General features: G+C 70.7%; 19 protein-coding genes. 4 read left to right on the forward strand and 15 right to left on the reverse strand.

Features of this window, described 5'->3' with window-relative positions; all coding sequences use genetic code 11:
* The 6 genes from FE633_RS22740 to bldG form a co-directional block, all read right to left on the reverse strand.
* A partial coding sequence (locus tag FE633_RS22740; protein ID WP_138047006.1) for a serine/threonine-protein kinase occupies positions 1-1,142 on the reverse strand: 1,142 nt, incomplete at its 3' end.
* Between the two features lie 246 nt (positions 1,143-1,388).
* Positions 1,389-2,906, reverse strand: a complete 1,518-nt coding sequence (locus FE633_RS22745; RefSeq protein WP_138047007.1) for a DUF7059 domain-containing protein — start codon at positions 2,904-2,906, stop codon at positions 1,389-1,391.
* Positions 2,907-3,026: 120 nt separating this feature from the next.
* Complete coding sequence (locus FE633_RS22750; RefSeq protein ID WP_138047008.1) at positions 3,027-3,617, reverse strand: oligoendopeptidase F family protein; 591 nt, start codon at positions 3,615-3,617, stop codon at positions 3,027-3,029.
* Between the two features lie 217 nt (positions 3,618-3,834).
* Positions 3,835-6,240 carry a sodium-translocating pyrophosphatase gene (locus tag FE633_RS22755; protein ID WP_138047009.1) on the reverse strand — a complete coding sequence of 802 codons (2,406 nt, stop codon included), beginning with the start codon at positions 6,238-6,240 and terminating at the stop codon, positions 3,835-3,837.
* 313 nt (positions 6,241-6,553) lie between these two features.
* A complete protein-coding gene (locus FE633_RS22760; protein WP_138047010.1) occupies positions 6,554-6,994 on the reverse strand; it encodes an ATP-binding protein in 441 nt (146 codons plus the stop codon).
* 150 nt (positions 6,995-7,144) lie between these two features.
* Positions 7,145-7,486 (reverse strand): anti-sigma factor antagonist BldG, encoded by a 342-nt coding sequence (bldG, locus tag FE633_RS22765; protein WP_003975386.1) that lies wholly within the window; start codon positions 7,484-7,486, stop codon positions 7,145-7,147.
* 80 nt (positions 7,487-7,566) lie between these two features.
* Between bldG and FE633_RS22770 the strand changes: the two genes are divergently transcribed.
* Entirely contained in the window at positions 7,567-10,077 is a 2,511-nt protein-coding gene (locus FE633_RS22770) for a DEAD/DEAH box helicase (protein WP_171060078.1), read from the forward strand.
* 133 nt (positions 10,078-10,210) lie between these two features.
* Here the strand turns inward: FE633_RS22770 and FE633_RS22775 are convergent, their stop codons facing one another.
* The 7 genes from FE633_RS22775 to ssd form a co-directional block, all read right to left on the reverse strand.
* Complete coding sequence (locus FE633_RS22775; protein ID WP_138047012.1) at positions 10,211-10,606, reverse strand: Rv3654c family TadE-like protein; 396 nt, start codon at positions 10,604-10,606, stop codon at positions 10,211-10,213.
* Positions 10,603-11,013, reverse strand: a complete 411-nt coding sequence (locus FE633_RS22780; protein WP_138047013.1) for a TadE family type IV pilus minor pilin — start codon at positions 11,011-11,013, stop codon at positions 10,603-10,605. The genes FE633_RS22775 and FE633_RS22780 overlap by 4 nt, the downstream gene beginning before the upstream one ends.
* Complete coding sequence (locus tag FE633_RS22785) at positions 11,000-11,137, reverse strand: DUF4244 domain-containing protein (RefSeq protein ID WP_425473207.1); 138 nt, start codon at positions 11,135-11,137, stop codon at positions 11,000-11,002. Before FE633_RS22785 ends, FE633_RS22780 begins: the two co-directional genes overlap by 14 nt.
* A 182-nt stretch (positions 11,138-11,319) precedes the next feature.
* Positions 11,320-12,096: a type II secretion system F family protein gene (locus tag FE633_RS22790; RefSeq protein ID WP_138047014.1), complete on the reverse strand. Its 777-nt coding sequence runs from the start codon at positions 12,094-12,096 to the stop codon at positions 11,320-11,322.
* Positions 12,093-12,965 carry a type II secretion system F family protein gene (locus FE633_RS22795; protein WP_138047092.1) on the reverse strand — a complete coding sequence of 291 codons (873 nt, stop codon included), beginning with the start codon at positions 12,963-12,965 and terminating at the stop codon, positions 12,093-12,095. Before FE633_RS22795 ends, FE633_RS22790 begins: the two co-directional genes overlap by 4 nt.
* Positions 12,966-12,979: 14 nt before the next feature.
* Entirely contained in the window at positions 12,980-14,125 is a 1,146-nt protein-coding gene (locus FE633_RS22800) for a TadA family conjugal transfer-associated ATPase (RefSeq protein ID WP_425473209.1), read from the reverse strand.
* A 206-nt stretch (positions 14,126-14,331) separates the two neighbouring features.
* Positions 14,332-15,435, reverse strand: coding sequence for a septum site-determining protein Ssd (gene ssd, locus FE633_RS22805; protein WP_138047015.1), 1,104 nt, complete (start codon positions 15,433-15,435; stop codon positions 14,332-14,334).
* Positions 15,436-16,007: 572 nt separating this feature from the next.
* Between ssd and FE633_RS22810 the strand changes: the two genes are divergently transcribed.
* Complete coding sequence (locus FE633_RS22810) at positions 16,008-16,832, forward strand: HAD family hydrolase (protein ID WP_138047016.1); 825 nt, start codon at positions 16,008-16,010, stop codon at positions 16,830-16,832.
* A gap of 440 nt (positions 16,833-17,272) precedes the next feature.
* Here FE633_RS22810 and FE633_RS22815 read toward each other — a convergent pair whose 3' ends face one another.
* Positions 17,273-18,097: a Fic family protein gene (locus FE633_RS22815; protein WP_138047017.1), complete on the reverse strand. Its 825-nt coding sequence runs from the start codon at positions 18,095-18,097 to the stop codon at positions 17,273-17,275.
* A 147-nt stretch (positions 18,098-18,244) separates the two neighbouring features.
* On the opposite strand from FE633_RS22815, the gene FE633_RS22820 reads away from it, so the two are divergent.
* Positions 18,245-19,225 (forward strand): ATP-binding protein, encoded by a 981-nt coding sequence (locus tag FE633_RS22820; RefSeq protein WP_138047018.1) that lies wholly within the window; start codon positions 18,245-18,247, stop codon positions 19,223-19,225.
* 9 nt (positions 19,226-19,234) lie between these two features.
* Here FE633_RS22820 and FE633_RS22825 read toward each other — a convergent pair whose 3' ends face one another.
* Positions 19,235-20,515, reverse strand: a complete 1,281-nt coding sequence (locus FE633_RS22825; protein ID WP_138047019.1) for a polysaccharide deacetylase family protein — start codon at positions 20,513-20,515, stop codon at positions 19,235-19,237.
* A 357-nt stretch (positions 20,516-20,872) separates the two neighbouring features.
* Between FE633_RS22825 and FE633_RS22830 the strand changes: the two genes are divergently transcribed.
* Positions 20,873-23,329: a bifunctional SulP family inorganic anion transporter/carbonic anhydrase gene (locus tag FE633_RS22830; protein WP_138047020.1), complete on the forward strand. Its 2,457-nt coding sequence runs from the start codon at positions 20,873-20,875 to the stop codon at positions 23,327-23,329.
* The last annotated feature ends 189 nt before the right edge of the window (positions 23,330-23,518 follow it).

A 23,518-nucleotide genomic window follows, 5' to 3' on the forward strand; every position in this document is an offset into this window, starting at 1 on the left:
TGCCCCGCTCCGGCGGGCGCCCCAGGCGTCTCGGGCCCCGCCCAGGGGCCGGGCGCTCCGGGCGTGGCCCCAGGTGTCGCGGGCCCGGCCCACGGACCGGCCTGCCCCGCCCCCGGCGCGTGCCCCGGAGTCCCCGGCTCCGACCAGGAACCCGGCGCCCCCGCAGCCGAAGCCACAGCCCCAGCCGCACCGGCCACAGGGAACCCATCAGATCCACCAGCCGCCGGAGCCCCACCAGCCGCACCCGGCGGCGGCCCGAAAACCCCGCCCGGCGAACTCTGCGCCACGCGCTCCAACCTCCGCGCCACCGCCTCCGGCGAAGACCTCCGCACCGGGTCCTTGACGAGCAGTCCCTGCAGCACAGACGTCAGTTCACCGGCACGCTCGGGCGGCGTGGGCTCCTCGCTCAGCAAGGCGGTCAGCGTCGCGTACTCCCCATGGCGGTCGAACGGGCCGTGGCCCTCGACCGTCGCGTACAGCGTGGCGCCGAGGGAGAACATGTCGGCGGCCGGTGTCGGCGGCTCGCCACGCGCCCGCTCGGGGGCGAGATAACCGGGTGTGCCCAGGATGCCGGCGGTGGCGGTGAGCCGGGGCTCGCGCGATTCGGGCTGCAGCGCGATCCCGTAGTCGGTGAGCAGCACGCGCGCGTACGGATCGCCCGAAGCGTCCGGCGCCAGAAGGATATTGGCCGGTTTCACATCCCGGTGCAGGATCCCGATCCGATGTCCCGCGGTGAGCGCGTCCAGGACGCCTAGCCCGATCCGGGCCGTCTCCGCGGGCGACAGCGGCCCCGACTGCCGGACGACCGCCTGAAGATCGATGGCGTCCGGCACGTACTCCATGACGATCCAGGGCAGTCCCTCGTGCATCAGTACGTCGTGCACCGTGGCCACATGCGGATGTCCGCGCAGTCGCGCCGCGTTTCGCGCCTCGCTGCGGGCCCGTGCGATGCGCTGCGCCGGCTCGCTCGCGTCCATCGGCACATCGGGCACTGCGATCTCCTTCATGGAGACCTCGCAGGCCAATTCGTTGTCGTACGCGAGCCAGACGCGTCCCATTCCGCCCGCGCCCAGCGTGCGCAGCAGCCTGTACCGCCCGCTGATCAGCCTGCCTTCGCCCTGATCCGGCGTGTCCCCCGCCATATCGGCCTCCCCCGAGACAGCGCGCCTCCCCCGAGGACGCGTGGAATCTGTCCCATGAAAGGTAGCTTCGCACCACCCACTGACAGGAGCCTTTTTGCGGACCAATCCAGCCAGACCGGACACATGCGACTCGGCGGTACGGATGCGCCCCAGTCGCATCGGCACGACGACATGCCGTCGACGCGCCCGGGGCGCGCCACGGGCACACCCGCACCCGCCCGCACGCTCCCCCGCGACGCTCTCGCGTCACCCCGTCGGCTCGAGAAATCCCTGCTCAATCAGCAGCCGAATCTGCGCGGGCGTCCGGTCCCGCAGCAACACAGGGTCCTCGCCGACCAGTTGGGCGATGGCATCCAGAATCCGTCCGGCGCTCAGTGTGCCGTCGCACACACCCGCGAAGCCCGCCCCCACCGTGTCCACCTGTGTGGCCCGCCGCATCCCGCGGTGCTGGCGCAGCACGACATGTTCCGGATCCTCGGCGCCCGGCAGCCCGACCTGCTCCTGCACGATCTCGCCCGCGAGTTTGAAGTGCCCGGCGAGCAGGGCCGCGTCGTCGTGAGCGCGGAGATAGTCGACGCGGTCGAAGTGCGCACGCACGGTCTCGCCGAGCGGTTGTTCGACGGGATGCGGCCACTCCTCCACGACGATCGACGGCTGCGCGGCCCCCGACTTGCGCAGGGTGATCCACCCGAAGCCGACGGACCTGGCCTTCCGCGCCTCGAACTCGTCGAGCCACGCGTCGTACCGCGCCCGGTACTCCACCGGATCCGAGCGGTGGTCGCCCGCGTCCCGCAGCCACAACTCGGCATACTGCGTGATGTCCTGCACCTCACGCTGCACGATCCAGGCATCGCACCCGCGCGGCACCCATGACCGGAGCCGGTCCTGCCAGTCCTCCCCTTCCACGTGCTGCCAGTTGGCGAGAAACTGCGCGTACCCGCCGTCGTTGAGCCGCTCTCCCGCCTGCTGAACCAGCGTGCGGCACAGATCGTCCCCGCCCATCCCGCCGTCGCGGTAGGTGAGCCGGGCGCCGGGAGAGATGACGAAGGGCGGGTTCGAGACGATCAGGTCGTACGTCTCCTCGGCCACCGGCTCGAAGAGCGGGCCCTCGCACAGATCGGCCGCCGGCGCGCCGGACAGCGCGAGCGTGAGGGCGGTGATGTGCAGTGCGCGCGGGTTGAGGTCGGTGGCGGTGACCCGCGTGGCGTGCTGTGCGGCGTGCAGCGCCTGGATTCCGGAGCCGGTGCCGATGTCGAGCGCGGACGCGACGGGCATACGTACCGTGATGCCGGCCAGGGTCGTGGATGCTCCGCCCACGCCGAGTACGACCCGCTTGTCCCGGCTGCCGATGCCGCCGGCTCCGCCGACCGCGCAGCCCAGGTCCGAGACGATGAACCAGTCCTCGCCGCCTGGCCCGCCGTACGGCCGAACGTCGACCGTGGCCGCGACCTCGTCCCCTCCGGTCCGGGTCAGCCATCCGCTCTCCAGGCACTCCTCCACCGGCAGTACGTCCGCCAGGCGCGCGTGCGGCACCGGCTGCTGCAGCAGGAAGAGCCGTACGAGCGTCTCCAGTGGCGTGTCGCCCCGGGTCGCCCGGAGCGCGGGGACGGTCTCGCTCCGCGCCAGCGCCGCGTACGCGGGGGCGCCCAGCAGATCGAGCAGGCCGTCGGCACTGAAGGAGGCGCTCAGGAGGGCGTCCCGCAGCCGCGCGGTGACGTCGGGTCGGTCGGACGAGGGCAGCGGTGCCAGGCTGGGGTTACTCACGACTCCATTGTGTCCGCTCCCGCCGACGGGGAGCGTGCGCCTGTGGACACCCATGCCGAGGGCCCGGCACGCGCGCGTACCGGGCCCTCCTTCGGTTGACGAACGATCGGTCTCCGGGGGTCAGCCGTTGGTCACCGACGGCCCCGGGGAGGCGGACTTGCAGCTCTCCTGCTTGGCCATCGCCTTGCGCACCTCGCCCTCCTCCAGCTTGCTGAGGGCGTCGTTGCCGCTCTGGCTCAGCTTGTCCAGCTCGGTGGCGATGTCCTTGAGGCCGTCGGCGAACTTCCCCTGGTCCTTCGTGTCGAGACCGTCGATCTGCTTCTTGAGGTCGGCGTACGACGAGGAGATGTCGCTGAGTTCCGTGACGGCGTCCGTCTGCTTCTTCTCGCCGCCCTCGACGTCCGGCGCCCCGGCCGTTTTCACGGCGGAACCCATCGCCTTGTAGGCGTCGGACATGTCCTGGAATGCCTGGGAGTCCGTCTTCTGGACGTCCTCCGGCGTGCTGTTGTCCGAGGTCTGCTTCTGGATGGAGGCGTTGGCGGCCTCGATCTTCTTCGCCTGGGGCTGCACCGCGTCACAGACCTGCTTCGCCCAGGAGTTCAGCTTGTCGCTGCTGTCGTCGCCGCCGCATCCTGACAGCGCCAGTACCAGTACCGCACCGCCGGACAGTGCGGCCGCGAGCTTCTTGTTCACCGGATTGGTCCCTTCCATGGCTCTCGGCCCCGGAACATACACGCCAACTCGACGACATCCACACGGCGGGCATCCGATCTGTCCGTTATTGTAGCCATTTGCACCAAGCGAGAGAAGGCTCACGACCACGGCGTGAACACAGACGGGCGGGCGGACGGCACGCCAACGCGCGCCGCCCGCCCGCCCGTTGAGGCGGAACCTGACCAGCCCTAAGGGCGGGCCTCAGAAGAACCGCTCACGAAACCACCGCCGCGTCCGGAGACTTGGTGACCCGCTCGGAGTTGCCTTCGTCACTCACGGCGATCCCGCGCCGCTTGGACACGTACACCGCGCCCACGATCACGGCGAGCGAGAGCACCGCGATGAGTACGCGCATGCCCACGCTCTTGTCCTCCCCGAACGAGAACTTGACGACCGCCGGCGCGATGAGCAGCGCCACCAGGTTCATCACCTTCAGGAGAGGGTTGATCGCGGGACCCGCGGTGTCCTTGAACGGGTCGCCGACCGTGTCACCGATCACCGTCGCCGCATGGGCCTCGCTGCCCTTGCCGCCGTGGTGACCGTCCTCGACGAGCTTCTTCGCGTTGTCCCACGCGCCTCCGGAGTTGGCGAGGAAGACCGCCATCAGCGTGCCGGTGCCGATCGCGCCCGCGAGGAACGAGCCGAGTGCGCCGACCCCGAGCGTGAAGCCGATCGCGATCGGCGTCAGTACGGCGAGCAGGCCGGGCGTGGCCAGCTCGCGCAGCGCGTCCTTGGTGCAGATGTCGACGACGCGCCCGTACTCGGGCTTCTCGGTGTAGTCCATGATCCCGGGGTGCTCGCGGAACTGCCGCCGCACCTCGTAGACCACGGCCCCGGCGGACCGCGACACCGCGTTGATCGCCAGCCCCGAGAAGAGGAAGACGACCGCGGCACCCGCGATGAGCCCGACCAGGTTGTTGGGCTGCGAGATGTCCATCATCAGGTTCATCGGCGCGCCCTCGCCGGAGACCTTCTCGCCGACTTCGTTCGCGGCCGTGAGGATCGCGTCGCGGTACGAGCCGAAGAGCGCCGAGGCCGCGAGGACAGCCGTGGCGATGGCGATGCCCTTGGTGATGGCCTTCGTCGTGTTGCCCACGGCATCGAGGTCGGTGAGCACCTGCGCGCCCGCGCCCTCGACGTCACCGGACATCTCGGCGATGCCCTGCGCGTTGTCGGAGACCGGACCGAAGGTGTCCATGGCGACGATGACGCCGACCGTGGTGAGCAGACCGGTACCGGCCAGCGCCACCGCGAAGAGCGCCAGCATGATCGACGTACCGCCGAGCAGGAAGGCCCCGTACACGCCGAGGCCGATCAGCAGGGCGGTGTAGACGGCCGACTCGAGGCCGACGGAGATACCGGCGAGCACGACGGTGGCCGGACCCGTGAGCGAGGTCTTGCCGATGTCCCGTACAGGCCGGCGGGTGGTCTCGGTGAAGTAGCCGGTCAGCTGCTGGATCAGCGCGGCCAGCACGATGCCTACGGCGACCGCGACGAGCGCGAGGATCCGCGGATCGCCGCCATGGCCGATGATCTCCTCGTCCGTGACCCCGTCCAGTCCCGCGTACGAGGACGGGAGATAGACGAAGGCCGCGATCGCGACCAGCGCGAGCGAGATCACCGCGGAGATGAAGAAGCCGCGGTTGATGGCGGTCATGCCACTGCGGTCGGTCCGGCGCGGGGCCACCGCGAAGATGCCGATCATCGCCGTGATCACACCGATCGCGGGAACGATCAGCGGGAAGGCGAGCCCGAAGTCGCCGAACGCCGCCTTGCCGAGGATCAGCGCGGCGACGAGCGTGACGGCGTACGACTCGAAGAGGTCCGCTGCCATGCCGGCGCAGTCGCCGACGTTGTCGCCCACGTTGTCGGCGATGGTCGCGGCATTGCGCGGATCGTCCTCCGGAATGCCCTGCTCGACCTTGCCGACCAGGTCGGCGCCGACGTCGGCGGCCTTGGTGAAGATGCCGCCGCCGACACGCATGAACATCGCGATCAGCGCGGCGCCGAGACCGAAGCCCTCCAGGACTTTCGGCGCGTCGGCCGCGTACACCAGCACCACACAGGAGGCGCCCAGCAGACCGAGCCCCACCGTGAACATGCCGACGACACCGCCCGTGCGGAAAGCGATCTTCATGGCTTTGTGCGAGACCTCGGTGAGATCCTTTTCCGGCTCGCCTTCCGCCGGAGTCGCTTCCCGTGCCGCGGCGGCCACGCGAACGTTGCTGCGAACGGCGAGCCACATGCCGATATAACCGGTGGTCGCCGAGAATGCCGCGCCGATCAAGAAGAAGACCGATCGTCCGGCGCGCTGATTCCAGTCGTCCGCGGGCAGCAGCATGAGCAGGAAGAACACCACGACGGCGAATACCGCGAGCGTGCGCATCTGCCGCCCCAGGTAGGCATTCGCGCCCTCCTGGATCGCCACCGCGATCTTCTTCATGCTGTCGGTGCCCTCGCCGGCCGCGAGTACCTGGCGCACCAGTGTCCCGGCGACCACAAGTGCCGCAAGGGCGACGATCGCGATGACGATCACGATCAGACGGTTGTCGTCGGTCAGAACCGCAGCTGCGAGGGTTGTGGGTTGGTCAAACTGATGAGGGGTAGAAAGCCCCGCCATTCGTCCTCCTTGACGCTTGGGCTGAGCTCAAGATGTGGACGGATTGTAGGGATCAGGACCTGATCAAAACAGGGTGCGGTAAGCGGAATTCGCCTTCACATGCCCTTCAGCAAATGATCCACGAGCCACCAGGCAACCCGAAAGTGGTAATGCCCCAAAGGCATTGACTGCAGATCCATTATCGTGCGATTGATCGTGAATCAATTCACGAAAGGCCGCTCAAGACCACTATACGAGCGGGGACCGACCGCCGGACATGCCAGAGGGCCCTACTCTGTAGGGCCCTCTGGCAAGAGATGATGTGACGTCGAGATCAGGGGACGAGCGCGGCAGGCGGCGTGTTCGGCCAGCTCATCCTGATCAGTCCGCCGTGCTCTCCGGCGGTGACCTCCACATCGTCGACGAGGCCGCTGATGACCGCGAGGCCCATCTCGTCCTCCTCGCTCTCCGCGTCCGGATCATCGGCTCCGTGGGCACCCGGCACCTTCTCTCCGGGAGCCGTGCGCGGAGCCTCGTCGCCGACCTCGATGGAGAACTGTTTCTCCTCCTCGATCAGCAGCACCCGCACCGGCGCCGAGATGCCGCTGCTCTGGTGCAGGCCGACGGCCCGTGTACAGGCTTCGCCTACGGCGAGCCTCACCTCGTCGAGGACGGCCTCGTCCACTCCGGACCTGCGCGCTACCGCTGCCGCCACCAGTCGGGCGGTCCTGACGTGCTCGGGCAGCGCGCTGAATCGGAGTTCAACGGTGGCCATGCATCCCCCTCGGGACTACGGGCGTGCTGTCAGGGGTCCGGACCCTGAGGCCCGGACCCCCCTCGTTGACTTCTTCCGTCCCGGACACACGGCCCGGGACCGGCCTTCGGCCAAGGGCCGCTCGGTCGCCAGGTCGCGACCGAGGACCACTCAGTCGGTGGCCGCTACCGCTTCCTCGACCGAGGTGTGGATCGGGAACACCTTGGTGAGACCGGTGATGCGGAAGATCTTCAGAATGCGCTCCTGGTTGCAGACCAGTCGCAGCGAGCCCTCGTGGGCCCGGACCCGCTTCAGGCCGCCCACCAGTACGCCGAGGCCGGTGGAGTCGAGGAAGTCCACGCCCTCCATGTCGACGACAAGGTGAAAACTGCCGTCGTTCACCAGCTCGACCAGCTGCTCGCGCAGCTTGGGCGCGGTATATACATCGATTTCGCCACCGACCTCGACGACCGTACGATCGCCGACGGTACGTGTCGACAGGGACAGGTCCACGGATCCTCCAGCACCTTGCTATCGAGCGGCCGTCCCTCGGGACACCTCGGCGGAGACCCCGGGACGGTTCGCCAGCCGCGATGGCATTCAATCACTTACCGGCAGGCGTGCACGACGCCTTGGCCCCATTGTCCGTCACGCCAGTGACACACTCGATGCCGATGGCCAAGAATCACCGATCCGATCGACCCTCGACGGACAACGCTTCCCGTCCCTCTCCGGGCACGGTCCTGGACCTGCTCGCCTCGGGGCCGAGCCGGGCTTCGCGCATCACTCATACGGAGCACTTGCCCCCACGTGAGGGCCGTCATGCCGTCTGGCCTGACCGGATCCGCTCAGAGGTCATCGCCGCGGTCCAGGCCGCGGGCATCGAGCACCCTTGGGCCCACCAGGCACAGGCCGCCGAGCACGCGCTGGACGGCGATTCGGTCGTCGTCGCCACGGGCACGGCCTCCGGCAAGTCGCTCGCCTATCTCGTGCCGGTCCTGTCCGCCCTTCTCGACGGCTCCGAGGCGCCCAACGGACGGGGCACCACCGCCCTCTACCTGGCACCGACCAAGGCCCTCGCCGCGGACCAGTGCCGAGCCGTGAAGGAACTTTCACATCCTCTGGGCAACGCGGCGCGTCCCGCGGTCTACGACGGCGACACACCGGTCGAGGAGCGCGAGTGGGTACGCCAGTACGCCAACTACGTCCTGACCAACCCCGACATGCTGCACCTCGGGATACTGCCCTCCCACCCCCGCTGGTCCTCCTTCCTGCGTGCTCTGCGCTACGTCGTCATCGACGAGTGCCACACCTATCGCGGCGTCTTCGGCTCGCATGTGGCCCAGGTGCTGCGCCGGCTGCGCCGCCTGTGCGCGCGGTACGGCGCCTCGCCCGTCTTCCTGCTGGCCTCCGCGACCGCCGCCGAGCCGTCGGTGGCCGCTCGCCGCCTGACCGGCCTCCCGGTCGTCGAGGTCGCGGACGACGCCTCACCGCGCGGGGAACTGGTGTTCGCCCTCTGGGAGCCGCCGCTCACCGAGCTCCAGGGCGAGAAAGGCGCGCCTGTCCGCCGGACGGCAACCGCGGAGACCGCCGATCTGCTGACCGACCTGGTCCTGCAGGACGTACGCACCGTCGCCTTCGTACGCTCCCGCCGGGGCGCCGAGCTGATCTCGGTGATCGCCCAGGAACGGCTCGCGACGGTGGCATCGGCGGGTGACGCCGAGGGTGCCCGCACCCTGGCCCGGCGCGTGGCCGCGTACCGGGGCGGCTATCTCCCCGAGGAACGCCGCGCCCTCGAACAAGCCCTCCACTCCGGCGAACTCCTCGGCCTGGCCGCCACCACCGCCCTCGAACTCGGAATCGACGTCTCCGGACTGGACGCCGTCGTCATCGCGGGCTATCCGGGCACGAGGGCCTCGCTGTGGCAGCAGGCGGGCCGCGCGGGACGCTCCGGGCAGGGCGCGCTGGCCGTCCTGGTGGCCCGCGACGACCCACTGGACACGTTCCTCGTGCACCACCCGGAGGCCTTGTTCGACCAGCCGGTGGAGTCCACCGTCCTCGATCCCGACAACCCGTACGTCCTCGCACCTCACCTGTGCGCCGCGGCCGCCGAGCTCCCCCTGACCGACGAGGACCTCGCGCTCTTCGGCCCGGCGTCCCCCGGTCTGCTACCGCAGCTGGAAGCCGCGAAGCTGCTGCGCCGCCGTACGAAGGCATGGCACTGGACGCGCCGGGAGCGGGCCGCCGATCTGGCCGACATCCGCGGGCAGGGCGGCAACCCGGTCCAAGTCGTCGAGGCGGCGACGGGACGACTGCTGGGCACGGTCGACGCCTCGGCCGCGCACACCACCGTCCACGACGGGGCGGTCCACCTCCACCAGGGCCGTACGTACCTGGTGAAGGAGCTCGACCTCGAGGACTCGGTCGCCCTGGTCGAGGAGGCCGATCCGTCGTATTCGACGGTCGCCCGCGACACCACGGCCGTCTCCGTCCTGGAAACGGACGTCGAAGTCCCTTGGGGCGAGGGCCGGTTGTGCTACGGCTCTGTCGAGGTCACCAACCAAGTCGTCTCCTTCCTGCGCCGTCGGGTCATCACCGGTGAAGTACTGGGCGAGACGAGACTCGACCTCCCTCCTCGTACGCTCCGCACGCGTGCCGTGTGGTGGACGGTCACCGAGGACCAGCTCGACGCCGCCCGTGTGAACCCCGAGATCCTCGGCGGCGCCCTGCACGCCGCCGAGCACGCCTCGATCGGCATGCTGCCGCTCTTCGCCACCTGCGACCGCTGGGACATCGGCGGCGTGTCCGTCCCGCTGCACCCGGACACCCTCCTTCCCACGGTCTTCGTGTACGACGGCCACCCGGGCGGCGCGGGCTTCGCGGAACGCGCCTTCCACACGGCCCGCGAGTGGCTCACCGCCACCCGCCAGGCCATCGCCTCCTGCGAGTGCGAGGCCGGCTGCCCGTCCTGCATCCAGTCCCCCAAGTGCGGCAACGGCAACGACCCGCTGCACAAACGGGGAGCGGTCCGGTTGCTGACAGTCCTGCTGCGGGGGGCGCCGGAGGGGCAGGAGAACGCTGATGGGGAGGGAGCGGAAGGCTAGGGCATCCGCCCACCCGGCGCCCCGCTCCCGACGCCCCGCTCCCAGCGGGCGGCTCCCGGCGGACGGCTCCCGGCGGACGGCGCCCGGCGGACGGCGCCCACCTCGCCGCAGCTGGGCGACCCCGGCTGCGGCGTCACCTCCCCCGCGGTGCCACCGGCCCCGCAGGCCCCGCTCTCGATCTGACCTCGGCCGTGAAGGGCCCTCGCCCCGCCGAGACCCTGACGTCCGAGATCTCGCCGTAGACGGCGCACCGAACGATCCTGGTGCCCTGAGCCCGGGCCACCCGGTCCGCCTGGGCGCATGCCGCCGTACCCCCCTCCATCCAGTGGTCCGCCGCCGCGAGCGCCGCCAGGTCGGCCGCGCCGCCCGCGCGATGACGGGTCACCACCGCCTGGCCCATCACGAGGACGACGCCGAATACGACGCACAGCAGCGCGATGGCGCCCACGGTCCAGACGGTCGCCGATCCTCGGTCCGAGGAGGCGGCCCTCCTGCGCGACGGACGCACCCCGTCGCCCTCGCTCGTCATCCGCCCGCCCCCACCGTCTCCTCGGCCAGCGCCACGGCCTCGTGCTCCAGGTCCAGGGCAAGTGCGTCGGGCCCCGGCGGCTCCGCCTCGACCCGTACGCGCACCAGGTCACCCGCACGCCGAACGGTGACCCGGGCCCCACTCGGCGCCGCCTGCCGGGCCACCGCCGTCACAGCCCCCGGGGGGTCCTGGCGGGCCGCCGCACGTGCTCCCGCCCGGGCCGCGTCCACGCATTGGATCTGCGCGGACGCGGCCATCACGGCCCAGACCAGCGCCATCGTGAACGCGACCAGCACAGGCAGCACCACGGCGGCCTCCGCCGTCACGAACCCCCGGTCCCGGGCCACCAGCAGGTTCGGCCCCCGGCCCAGCGGTGGGCCGGCCGCTGCCGACTCAGAACTGCCCATGGAGCGCCTTTTCGACGATGTCCTGCAGAGCTGCCTTGACCTGTGAACCGGTCAGCACCTCGTAGAGGAGGGCGGCGAACCCCACGGCCGCGATCAGCCCCATCGCGTACTCGGAAGTGACCATCCCAGCATCCCTCCGCATGGTCCGGGCCCTCGGCACCGCCCACGCCCTGGCCGCCAGAGCCCACACTCGTACGCGCACCCGCACCCGCATTGCCTTGCTCATCCGAACCCCCGTGTAGATCCGTTCATCCGTTCCATCGGCCGTTGATCGTTCATAGCTCGCCCTTCACCGCATCCCGCCCGTCATCCACCACCTCCTCCCAGCACCCCACTCGCCAGCCCGATCACCACGGGCAGCACGCCGATCGCGATGAACGCGGGCAGAAAGCACAGCCCCACCGGCGCGGTGACCATGACGCCCGCCCGTCGCGCCCGCGCGGTGGCGGTCCGTCCCCACTCCGCACGGGCCTCTGCGGCGAGGCGTGCGACGGGACTCGCCGCCGGTACGCCCGACTCGCCCGCCCGCTCCAGCAGCCGGGCCAGTGCCCGGGCCCCCGGTAGGGCGGCCAGTCCTCGCCACGCCTCGGCCGGTTCACCCCCGAGCCGCACCTCTGCCGCGCCTCGCGCGAGCCGCTCTCCGACGGGCCCTTCGAGTGCCTCGCCCACGGCCTGAGCCGCCGTCACGGGACTGGCGCCCGCCGCGATGCAGGCCGCCAGCAGATCGGCTGCGAGCGGGAGTTGCCGTGCGGCCACGCCCGACTGGGGTTCCTCGGCGGGCGTGGGTCTCCGCTGCCATCGCCACACCCCGAATCCGGCCGCGATCCCGGCCACGATCCCGGGAGCACCGCCGACGAACACCCAGCAGGCAATCACCGCGCCCACCACCGGCAGCCACCCCGTCATCCCGGACCGGATCTCGAAGCGCCGGCGGACGGGCACCGGCTTGGCCGGCAGCACCACTCCCAGCCGCCGACGCGCCCTGCGCTCCCGCCGCGCCGCCCGTAGCGCCCATGCCATGGACCAGAGCCCGGCCGCCACGCACAGGGCCACCCCCAGCCTGTGGACAACCTCCACGCTCATACGGCCTCCGCCCGCCGTACGATCCGCAGCGCCCACCACAGCCCGGCGCCCTCCAGGACACCGCCGACCAGCAGACAGCCGAGGCCCGCGCCGGTATGCAGGACGACATGCAGCGGATCGGCGCCCAGCGCGGTCCCGAGGAGCAGCCCCAGCAACGGCAATCCCGCGAGCAGCACCGCTGTCGACCGAGCCCCGGTCAACTGGGCGCGCAGGTCGGCCCGTTGATCCCGCTCCGCGCGCAATGCCCCCTCCAGCCGGTCGAGTCCGGCGGCGAGTCCGGCCCCCCGGTCCACCGCGACCCGCCAGCACGCGGCGAGGCCCAGCAGTCCATCGGCCCCCGGCCGACGGGCCGCGTCGGTCAGCGCGCCGGGCACATCCCCGCCGAACCGTGCCGCCGCCAGCACCACCGCCTGTGCGCCACCGAGTCCGCCCGAGTCACGGGCGGCGCGAAACAGCGCCTCGCCCGGCTGCCGCCCGGCACGCACCTCCCCCGCGAGCGCCCCGCACAACGCGATCACCGCATCGGCCCGCCGCTCCCGCTCCCGCCTTGCCTGCGCGGCCCGCCGGGCTCGCCGCACCAGCGGAACCCCGAGCGCCCCCATGACGAGCGGCACCACGGACGCCCCCAGCAAGGCGACCATCAACCCGGCGGCCAGCGACCACCATTCGCCCCTGAGTCGATGCAACAGCCGCAGTCGCCGCCCGGCCACAGCCACCCGTTCCCGCGCCCTGTGCTCCCACGTCGGCGGTCCGGCCCCCTGCGTCCCACCACCGGCGCACAGCAGCTGAGCCCGCCGAGCCCTCGGCCCCTGTTGGCCCATCAGCCAGGCCGCCGCTCCGGCACACACCATCGCCGCGCCGAGCGCCATCTCGCCGACCCCCGTCACAGCCCCTCACTCCTCTCACCGAGCAGCTCCCGCAGCCGCTGCCACCCCCGCTCGTACGTGAAGGCCTCCACGCCCCACCGCAACGCCGGCACCGTCACCACAAGCCCCGCCGCATCCCGCTCCAGCACATGCACCTCGGCGATCCTCCGCCGCCCCGCCCGGTCGCGTACGAGATGGAGCACCACCGACAGCGCGGCCGCCACCTGGCTGTGCAGGGCGGCCCGGTCGAGCCCCGCCGCTGTGCCGAGCGCCTCCAAGCGGGCCGGTACCCCCGCCGCCGCGTTCGCGTGGACGGTCCCGCAACCGCCTTCGTGGCCGGTGTTCAACGCGGCCAGCAGATGGACGACTTCGGGTCCGCGCACCTCGCCGACGACCAGCCGGTCCGGCCGCATCCGCAGGGCTTGCCGCACCAGGTCCTGGAGCGTGACGAGTCCGGCGCCCTCCTGGTTGGCCGGTCTGGATTCCAGGCGTACGACATGCGGGTGGTCGGGGCGCAGCTCCGCCGAGTCCTCCGCGAGCACGATCCGCTCGCCCGGTCCTACCAGCCCCAGCAAGGCGCTCAGGAGCGTCGTCTTACCGCTTCCCGTGCCTCCGCTGATCAGGAACGACAACCGGGCGTCGAGCAGCGCCCGCAGCACCCGGTCGCCGCCCGGCGGCACCGTCCGGGCCGCCACCAGCTCGTCGAGCGTGAACGCCCGCGGCCGTACGACCCGCAGCGACAGGCACGTCGAACCCACCGCTACCGGTGGCAGCACCGCGTGCAGACGCGTGCCGTCCGGAAGCCGCGCGTCCACCCAGGGGTGCGCGTCGTCGAGCCGTCGCCCGGCCACGGCCGCGAGGCGCTGCGCCAGACGTCGTACGGCCGCCGTGTCCGGGAAGGCGACGGTCGTCAGCTCCAGTCCGCCGCCCCGGTCCACCCACACCCGGTCGGGCGCCGAGACCAGCACGTCGGTCACCGAAGGGTCGTCGAGCAGGGGCTCCAGAGGGCCGGTCCCGACCAGCTCGGAGCGCAACCGCTCGGCCGCGCCGAGCACTTCGGCGTCCCCCAGCACCCGCCCCTGGTCCCGCAAGGCCTGCGCCACCCGCGCCGGGGTCGGCTCGGCCCCGCTCTCGGCGAGCCACTGCCGCACTCCGTCCAACAGCTCAGCATCCGCGGCCCGGCCCACCCCCGAACTTCCGCCCGACAGCCCGGCCCGCGCAGGCAAGCCCACGCTCACCTGCCCGCCCGACGGCCTCGCGGCCTCAGGCAAACCCACGCCCGCACACCGACCCGACAACACGACGCCCGCAGGTGAACCCGCCTCCTCACGCCCACCCGGCACTCCGGCACGCACGCGTGTGCCCCCGCTCATACGCCCCCTCCCACAACCGCGGCCCGCGCCCAGAACGCCGAGCAGAAGCGCGCAAGCGGGCCCCGGGTGTCGCCCCCGGGTGGGGCCCCGCGCTCGTTCGCGGCCAACAACCCCGTCTCCACAGGCACTTCGCCAGCCAGCGGCAGCCCGAGCAGACGGGACACCTCCTTGTCGTCCAGGCCGGGCGCGTACGGCCCGCGCACCGCGATCCGCAGATCGCGCAGGACCATTCCGACCGCGGACGCGACCCGCCCGGCGGCCGCGACCGCGCGCAGCTCGGCGGGGACCACCAGCAGCCCCATGTCCACTTGGGCGAGTGCTTCCGCGACGCCTTCGTCGACGCGGCGCGGCAGGTCCACGACCACCGCGCCGCCCCGCCGTCGGGCCGCGGCCAGCACCGCCCGTACGGCCTCGGGTGCGATGGCCACGGAGTCGCCGCGGTCCCAGCTGAGGACTCTGAGCGCGTGCAGCTCGGGCAGTGACTCCTCCAGGGCGCCACCGCCGACCCGTCCGCGCGAGGCGGCGAACGCCGGCCAGCGCAGACCCTCGGCCGTCTCGCCGCCGAGGAGTACGTCGAGTCCGCCTCCCATCGGATCCGCGTCCACGAGCAGCGTGCGCCGCCCCTCGCGCGCCGAGGTGACCGCGAGCGCGCAGGCCAGCGTGGACGAACCGGCCCCTCCGCGACCGCCGATCACGCCGACGGTGAGCGCGGGCGGCCCGACTCCTTCGGCCACGTCCGCGATGCGGTCGACCAGCCACTGCTCGCCGTCGGGCAGCAGCAGGACATGGTCGGCGCCGATCTCCACGGCCCGGCGCCACACCCCGGAATCGTCCTGATCCCGCCCCACGAGCACCACTCCGCGTCTGCGCGCGGCCCCGCGCACGCGCCGCGCGGCGTCGTCGCCGACCAGGACCAGAGGCGCCGTCTCCCAGCCGCCTCCGCGCTCGGGCACGCCATGGTGGACCTCGGGCCGGGCGCCCGCCGCGGCGCACAGCCGCAGCAGGTCGTCCAGCAGATCCGCGTCCTCCGTGACGATCAACGGTCCGCCCTGCCGCCCCTCGGCGGCCCCCGGCCGGTCATGCGTGATGGCTCCCGCCACGATCTCCATCCCCCTTCGCTGCCTCTTCCACAGAGCCTCTGCGGCCCCGCGAATCCCGCCCGCGTGAAGAACCGGCAACCGGTCCTCCATATGAACCGCCGATACGAACCGGCCATACGTGCCGGACATACCGAACCGGCCATGAACTTCCGCCCGGCGGGACGCGTTGGAATCACGGTGCAGCGATCCCGGAAATCGTGTGGATCTTGCTCGATAACTGTGGACAACTCGGCGGATGTGAATATCGCCCTCACCCAAACCGGTGACCCTTGTACGACTTCCTTAGAGCAGCCTGACGGCTACAGACAGTGACGAATCATGGGTACGCGCAGAGAAGCGCCGGAGCCGACACAGCGTGGCGCGTGATCAGCGAAGAAGGGGAGAAAACCCACCCGGACATGCGACGACCCCCGCCGGGGGGGAGAGCGGGGGTCGTCCCCACGGCCGACTCGGGGGGGGAGGAGCCGGACCGGGTTAGCACGGTCGCGAACGATCCGTGACTTCCATGGTGTACCCGAGAGCCCTCTCAGGCAAACCCACGCGCCCCACCTTACGCCGAATGGTGGGCGCCTATGCTCTGGCTCGTGGAAAACCACTCGTTGCCCCGCACAGCGGCCTTCTTTGATCTGGACAAGACGGTCATTGCGAAGTCGAGCACGCTCACGTTCAGCAAGTCGTTCTACCAAGGCGGCCTGATCAACCGCCGGGCCGTGTTGCGTACCGCATATGCCCAGTTCGTCTTCCTCGCCGGAGGCGCCGACCACGACCAGATGGAGCGGATGCGCGAGTACCTCTCCACGCTGTGCCGCGGCTGGAACGTCCAACAGGTCAAGGAGATCGTCGCCGAGACCCTGCACGACCTGATCGACCCGATCATCTACGACGAGGCGGCGTCCCTCATCGAGGAGCACCACATCGCCGGGCGCGACGTCGTGATCGTCTCGACGTCCGGCGCGGAGGTCGTCGAGCCGATCGGTGAACTCCTCGGCGCGGACCGCGTGGTGGCGACCCGCATGGTCGTCGGCGACGACGGCTGCTTCACGGGCGAGGTGGAGTACTACGCGTACGGGCCGACGAAGGCCGAGGCGATCAAGGAGCTGGCCGTGTCCGAGGGGTACGACCTCTCCCGCTGCTACGCCTACAGCGACTCGGCGACCGACCTCCCGATGCTCGAAGCCGTCGGCCACCCCCACGCGGTCAATCCGGACCGAGCGCTGCGCCGCGAGGCCACCACGCGCGCGTGGCCGATCCTCGACTTCCACCACCCGGTGCGGCTCAAGCAGCGGCTGTCCGTGCCACCCCGGCCGGCCCTGGTCGCAGCCGCGGCGATAGGCGCGGCCGCGGCCACCGCGGGGCTGGTCTGGTACACGAGCCGGCGCCGTTCGGCAGTGAGCTGAGCTGCCTCATCCCCCGCGGCGAGACGGACGATACGAGCGAAAACAGCGATAACAGCAATAAGAGCGACCGATTCAACCTCTTTGAACCTAAAAGTAAAGAAGTACACGGAGGGCTTCCGCTTGCTCCGGTCCTGGAGTACAAAGAAGTTAACGGCCCGCGAGACCAAGGACATCCGAGAAAAAGGATCACCTTAATAACGCAACCAAGGCCCCACGGACCGAGCATGAACACTGGGCACCCACGCGACGTCGACCCGTCGATTACGGGCCAGCCGCACCAGGCGACGGGCAACAGTTCCCGACCTGATGGGCAATATTCCGAGGACGCATGGTAACCGGGTGAACATGCCAGCGGCGGTACGAATCCTCGTACCGCCGCAACCCTGTTCAAGGCCCCTCGAGGGGCCTTTTTCCATGTTCCGGACAGGCCGCTTCGGGGCTTATGCCGCCCCTCGCTGAAGCGCCTCACAGACGGCCGTCGACTCACGTACGCCCAACTCGACCGCCCTGCCGCAGTGGGCGACCCAGGTCGCCATGCCCTCCGGCGTTCCGGAAAGGTAGCCGTCGAAGGCCGCCAGGTAGGTCGCGCGGCCCTGTTCCGCGTGGCCGACCTCGGCGGGGCAGACGGACTTCGGGTCGAGGCCGCTGCCGACCAGGACGATGCGCTCGGCCGCGCGCGCCACCAAGCCGTTGTGCGAGCCGAAGGGGCGCAGGGCGAGGAGTTCGCCGTGCACCACGGCGGCGGTCACCAGGGCGGGGGCGGAGGTGCCCGCGATGATCAGCTGCGAGAGGCCGTCGAGGCGGCCCGCGACCTCGGTGGCGTCCGGCAGCGGCAGCTCGATCAGCGGTTCGTCGACCGGTTCGCCGTCCTGTCGCGGGCGCCCGACCCCGTCACCCTTGTCCGCGGCCGCCACCAGGTGCAGCCGCGCCAGCACCCGAAGGGGCGACTGCCGCCAGATCGAGAGGAGCTGACCCGCCTCGGCGGTCAGCCGGAGGGCGGCGCCCACCACCCGGGCCTCGCTGTCGCCGCTGAAGTCGGTGCGGCGGCGCACCTCTTCCAGGGCCCAGTCCGCTCCGGCGAGTGCCGCGGAGCCGCGCGCGCCGCGCAGTGCGGCCTCCGAGGTGATCTCGTTGCTGCGGCGGCGCATGACGCGGTGCCCGTAGACCCGGTCCACTGCCTTGCGCACGGACTCCACGGATTCGGCGACGCCGGGCAGCGAGCCCAGGGCCGCGAGCGGGTCGGCGTTCGCACCTGTCGTACTCATGAGTACGACCCTACGCGCGCCCGGCCCCCGGTCCGCCACCCCTCCTTGAACGAAGCACCTCTTGCGGGTGGACCCTCACCACGAAGGGGTGGTCTTCTTCGCGTTCACCGGCCCGTCGGCGTGGCTCGGCCACTACTGTTACTGAACATGAAAATTGCTTTCGTTGGGAAGGGCGGCAGCGGCAAGACCACCCTGTCCTCGCTCTTCATCAGGCACCTCGCGACCACCGGTGCCCCGGTCGTCGCGGTGGACGCCGACATCAACCAGCACCTCGGGCCCGCGCTGGGACTGGACGAGGCGGATGCCGCCGGACTGCCGGCGATGGGTGAGCGACTCCCGCTGATCAAGGACTACCTGCGCGGCTCCAACCCGCGGATCGCCTCCGCCGAGACGATGATCAAGACGACTCCGCCCGGCGAGGGCTCCCGGCTGCTGCGGGTGCGCGAGGACAACCCGGTGTACGAGGCCTGCGCGCGAGCCGTGGAACTCGACGGCGGTGCTGTCCGTTTGATGGTCACCGGCCCGTTCACCGAGGCCGATTTGGGAGTGGCTTGCTACCACTCCAAGACCGGTGCAGTGGAGCTCTGCCTGAACCATCTCGTCGACGGCCAGAGCGAGTACGTCGTCGTCGACATGACGGCGGGCTCGGACTCCTTCGCGTCCGGCATGTTCACGCGCTTCGACATCACGTTCCTCGTCGCCGAGCCGACGCGGAAGGGGGTCTCCGTCTACCGCCAGTACAAGGAGTACGCACGCGACTTCGGCGTCACCCTGAAGGTGGTCGGCAACAAGGTGCAGGGCCAGGACGACATCGACTTCCTCCGCGCCGAAGTCGGTGACGACCTCCTGGTGACGGTCGGGCACTCGGACTGGGTGCGCGCCATGGAGAAGGGGCGCCCACCCCTGTTCGAGCACCTGGAGGACGCCAACCGCCAAGCCCTGCGGGCCCTCCGGACCGCCGCCGACGCCACGTACGAGCTGCGGGACTGGGAGCGCTACATGCGCCAGATGGTGCACTTCCACCTGAAGAACGCGCGGTCCTGGGGCAACGAGAGGACGGGCGCCGATCTGGCCGCCCAGGTCGACCCCTCCTTCGTGCTGCGTGAGGCGGAGCCCGTCACGGCGTGACCGCTTCCACTACGGCTGGACCGCGGGTGCGCCGGGGACACCCTTCGGAGCCGGGGCGGGCTGGGCGGCGAGGAACGACGCCCAGCCCTGCTTCGGGGCCTCGCCGACCTGAAGCGTGGTGAGCTTGTCCAGAGTCTGCGGGTCCTGGGCGTCGAGCCAGTCGGCGAGCTGCCGGAAGGAGACGCAGCGCACCTCGCTCTGCGTACAGACACGCTCGATGGTCTCCTCGACGGCCCGCATGTAGGTGCCGCCGTTCCAGGACTCGAAGTGGTTGCCGATGATCAGGGGCGCACGATTGCCGTTGTAGGCACGGTCGAAGCCCTTGAGCAGGCCGTCACGCATCTGGTCGCCCCAGACCTTCTGCTGGTAGGCGCTGGTGTTCTGGGACGTGGTGCCCGACTGATTGACCATGAAGTTGTAGTCCATGGCGATCGTCTCGAAGGTCCGGCCCGGGACCGGGACGAGCTGCATGGACAGGTCCCACAGGCCATCCTTCTTCTTGGGCCAGATCTGGTTGTTGACGCCACTGGTGTCGTAGCGGAATCCCAGCTGCCGGGCGGCCTCCATGAAGTTCTGCTGCCCCTCCAGGCAGGGAGTGCGGGCGCCGACCAGTTCCTTGTCGTAGTCGAAGGGCAGTGCGGCCGCCTTCGCCGTCCCCGTGTTGGTCTTCCAGGACTTCACGAACGCCTTGGCCTGGGCGATCTCGCTCTTCCAGTCCTCGACGGACCAGTCGCCGACGCCGCCGCTGCCGCAGAAGTGGCCGTTGAAGTGCGTGCCGATCTCGTTGCCCTCGAGCCAGGCGCCGCGCAACTGCTGCACGGTGTCCTTGACTCCCTGCTCGTCATTGAAGCCGATGTCGGAGCGGCCCGGTGAGTGCAGCGGCGGCCGGTAGAGAGCGCTCTTCTCCTCCGGGAGCATGTACACGCCGCTCAGGAAGTACGTCATCGTCGCCTTGTTGGCCCTGGCCACCTCGCGGAAGTGGGAGAACAGCTTCTGGCTGTCCTCGCCCGCGCCGTCCCACGAGAAGACCACGAACTGCGGGGGCTTCTGACCGGGTCTGAGCCGCTCGGGGCGGGGCAGATGCGGCTGCGCTCCGGTGAAGGCGGTGGAGCCGTCCCCGATCGGGCGGAACACCTTTTTGGGCGCCGGGGCGCCCGCCGCCTTCTTCGCGCCGTGCGCGCCTTTCTTCGCGCCGGTGTCGGGGGTGTCCCCGAGCGCGCAACCGGCGAGGGCCGCGGCGCAGACCGCGGTGACCGTGACTCCCGCGGCGATCCTCTGGGTGGCGGCCATCTTCCGCCCACCTTCTTCCTTCAGTCAGGCCAACGCCGATAAGGGGGGTGCCGAAATAGGGGAATCCCGGACAGACCGCAGGGAGAATTCCGGACAGACCGCAAGGGAAATCCCGAACGAACACCGACAGCGCCGCCAAGGTCGCATGGGACCCTGAAGGAATTAGTGCGACAAGCCGATCATTAGAATCATTCACTCGACAGAGTGGTTCATTAGCCTATTTGCGCTACTTTTTCGCACACGGGCTTTACTCTCCATTACGATTCATTTGCCGAGCTTTGATAAATCCCGCCGCTGTACGCCGTGACCCACGGCCGCACCCCAAGCGACCGCGCAGCCCCGGAGGAGACGGGAACTATGTCCACCTGCGTCCCCACCCGAACCGACGACTCTTCGCACACGCCGGACGAGGGGCGGCCGCACAGCCCGCCCCGGCCCCGCCGCCGTGGTCCCCGGATCACGGCCGCCGATTTCTCCGCCTCGATCGCCGTATTCCTGATCGCGCTGCCGCTGTCCCTGGGCATCGCGCTGGCGACCGGGGCGCCCTTGCAGGCAGGGCTCGTCGCCGCCGCCGCGGGCGGGCTGCTCGTCGGCCGGCTCGGCGGCGCGCCGCTCCAGGTGAGCGGCCCCGCCGCCGGGCTCACCGTGGTCACCGCCGACCTCATCCAGACGTACGGCTGGCGTACGACGTGCGCCATCACCGTGCTCGCCGGACTTGTCCAACTGGGCCTGGGCTTTCTGCGGGTGGCCCGTTCCGCGCTCGCCGTCAGCCCCGCGATCGTGCACGGCATGCTGGCCGGCATCGGCATCACCATCGCCGTCGCCCAGCTGCACATCGTTCTGGGCGGCTCACCGCACAGCTCCGTCATCGACAACGTCCGCCAGCTACCCGCCCAGTTGGCCGCCGCGCACCTTCCGGCGCTGTCGATGAGCGCCCTGACCCTGACCGTGCTGCTGCTGTGGCCGCGTATCCCCGGGCGTGCGGGTCAGGTTGCCCGTGCGGTTCCGGCGGCGCTCGCCGCGGTCGCGTCGGCCACGGCGGTGGCGACGCTCGCCGGGCTGCGGCTGCCCCGTGTCGACCTGCCCTCCTGGAGCAGCCACACCCTCACCGGGCTGCCGCAAGGCCCCGTACTCGGCATCGTCGCCGCCGTCCTGACCATCGCGCTGGTCGGCAGCGTCGAGTCGCTGCTCTCCGCGGTGGCCGTGGACAAGCTGTCCGCCGCCCGCAGGCATGGGCCGCGCATCCCACGCGCCGACCTCGACCGGGAGCTGCGCGGCCAGGGCGCGGCGAACATCGTCTCCGGCGCGCTGGGCGGGCTGCCCGTCACGGGCGTCGCGGTGCGCAGTGCGGCCAACGTCCAGGCGGGCGCCGTGAGCCGCAACTCCACGATGCTGCACGGTCTGTGGATCGTGGTCGCCGCCCTGCTGCTGGTGCCCGTGCTCGATCTGATCCCCCTCGCCACGCTCGCCGCGCTGGTGATGGCCGTCGGCGTACAGATGGTGTCGATCAACCACATCCGCAGCATCACCCGCCACCGCGAGGTTCCGGTGTACGCGTTCACGACGGCGGGCGTGGTGTTCTTCGGTGTCCTCGAGGGCGTGGCGGTAGGCGTCGCCGTCGCCGTGACCATCGCGCTCCACCGGCTCACCCGTACGCGGATCACGCACGAGGTGGACGCGGAGGGCGTCCACCATGTGCGGGTCCGCGGACAGTTGACATTCCTCGCCGTACCGCGGCTCAGCCGGACACTGCACCTGGTGCCCCAGGGAGCCGAGGTCGTCGTGGAGCTGGACGGTTCGTTCATGGACCACGCGGCGTACGAGTCGCTGCACGACTGGCAGAGCGCGTACACCGCACACGGCGGGTCGGTGGAGCTGACCGGGCGGGGAGGCACGCGGATCACCGAGCCGGCGGGCACCGCGCAGTGCCACTGCCGGCCCTGGACGCCCTGGCGCAACCACCACTGCGAACAGCCACCGCGGACGACGTCCTCGGACAGGCACCCCAGCGGGCATGAACTGGCCAGCGGCATCAGCGCGTTCCAGCGCAACACCGCTCCCCTGGTACGCAGCGAGCTGGCGCGGCTCGCGCGGGAGGGGCAGCGGCCCTCGCAGCTCTTCCTGACCTGCGCCGATTCCCGGCTGGTCACCTCGATGATCACATCCAGCGGGCCCGGCGATCTCTTCGTCGTACGCAACGTGGGCAATCTGGTGCCACCGCCCGGCGAGGAAAGTGGTGACGACTCGGTGGCAGCCGCGATCGAGTACGCGGTGGAGGTGCTGGAGGTGAGATCCATCACGGTGTGCGGGCACTCCGGATGCGGGGCGATGCAGGCGCTGCTGAACTCCGACCCGAACGGGGCGCGAACGCCGTTGAAACGATGGCTGCGGCACGGTCTGCCGAGTCTGGAGCGGATGGCCGCGAAGGACCGGCCGTGGACGCGGATCGCCGACCGGGCGCCCGCAAACGCCGTCGAACAGCTCTGTCTCACCAATGTGGTGCAGCAGTTGGAGCATCTGCGGGCGCACGAGTGTGTGGCGCGGGCTCTGCGGGAGGGCAGACTCGAACTGCACGGGATGTACTTCCACGTGGGCGAGGCTCAGGGGTATCTACTCACGGACGCGGTGGTCGACGACCGGGCGGAGGCCGGGGCCGGGGCGGGGACCGAGGCCGGGAACGAAAACGGGGCCGGGGCCGGGGCCGGCGGCGAAGCCGAGCTCGACAGCCGTGCCGGGACCGGCGGCGAAGCCGTACCGGGCGGCGAGGTGTTCGACCGGGTCACGGCACGCGCGCTGCACGACACCCGCACCTGACTCCGCACGCACCCCGCCGCCCCCGCAAGCACTCCACAAAACACCTCATAACCCTCACGACGAACACGCGTTCACCATCACACCCCACCCAGGCCCCCTCCCTCGCGGACCTGAACCGCCCGCCGCTCCGGTCCGTGACAACGTGTGGCCCCCGTACGCGGGGGCCACACGCACACAGGTCTAAACCAA

The sequence above is a fragment of the Streptomyces montanus genome, assembly GCF_005786655.1.
Taxonomy (GTDB): Bacteria; Actinomycetota; Actinomycetes; order Streptomycetales; family Streptomycetaceae; genus Streptomyces; species Streptomyces sporangiiformans.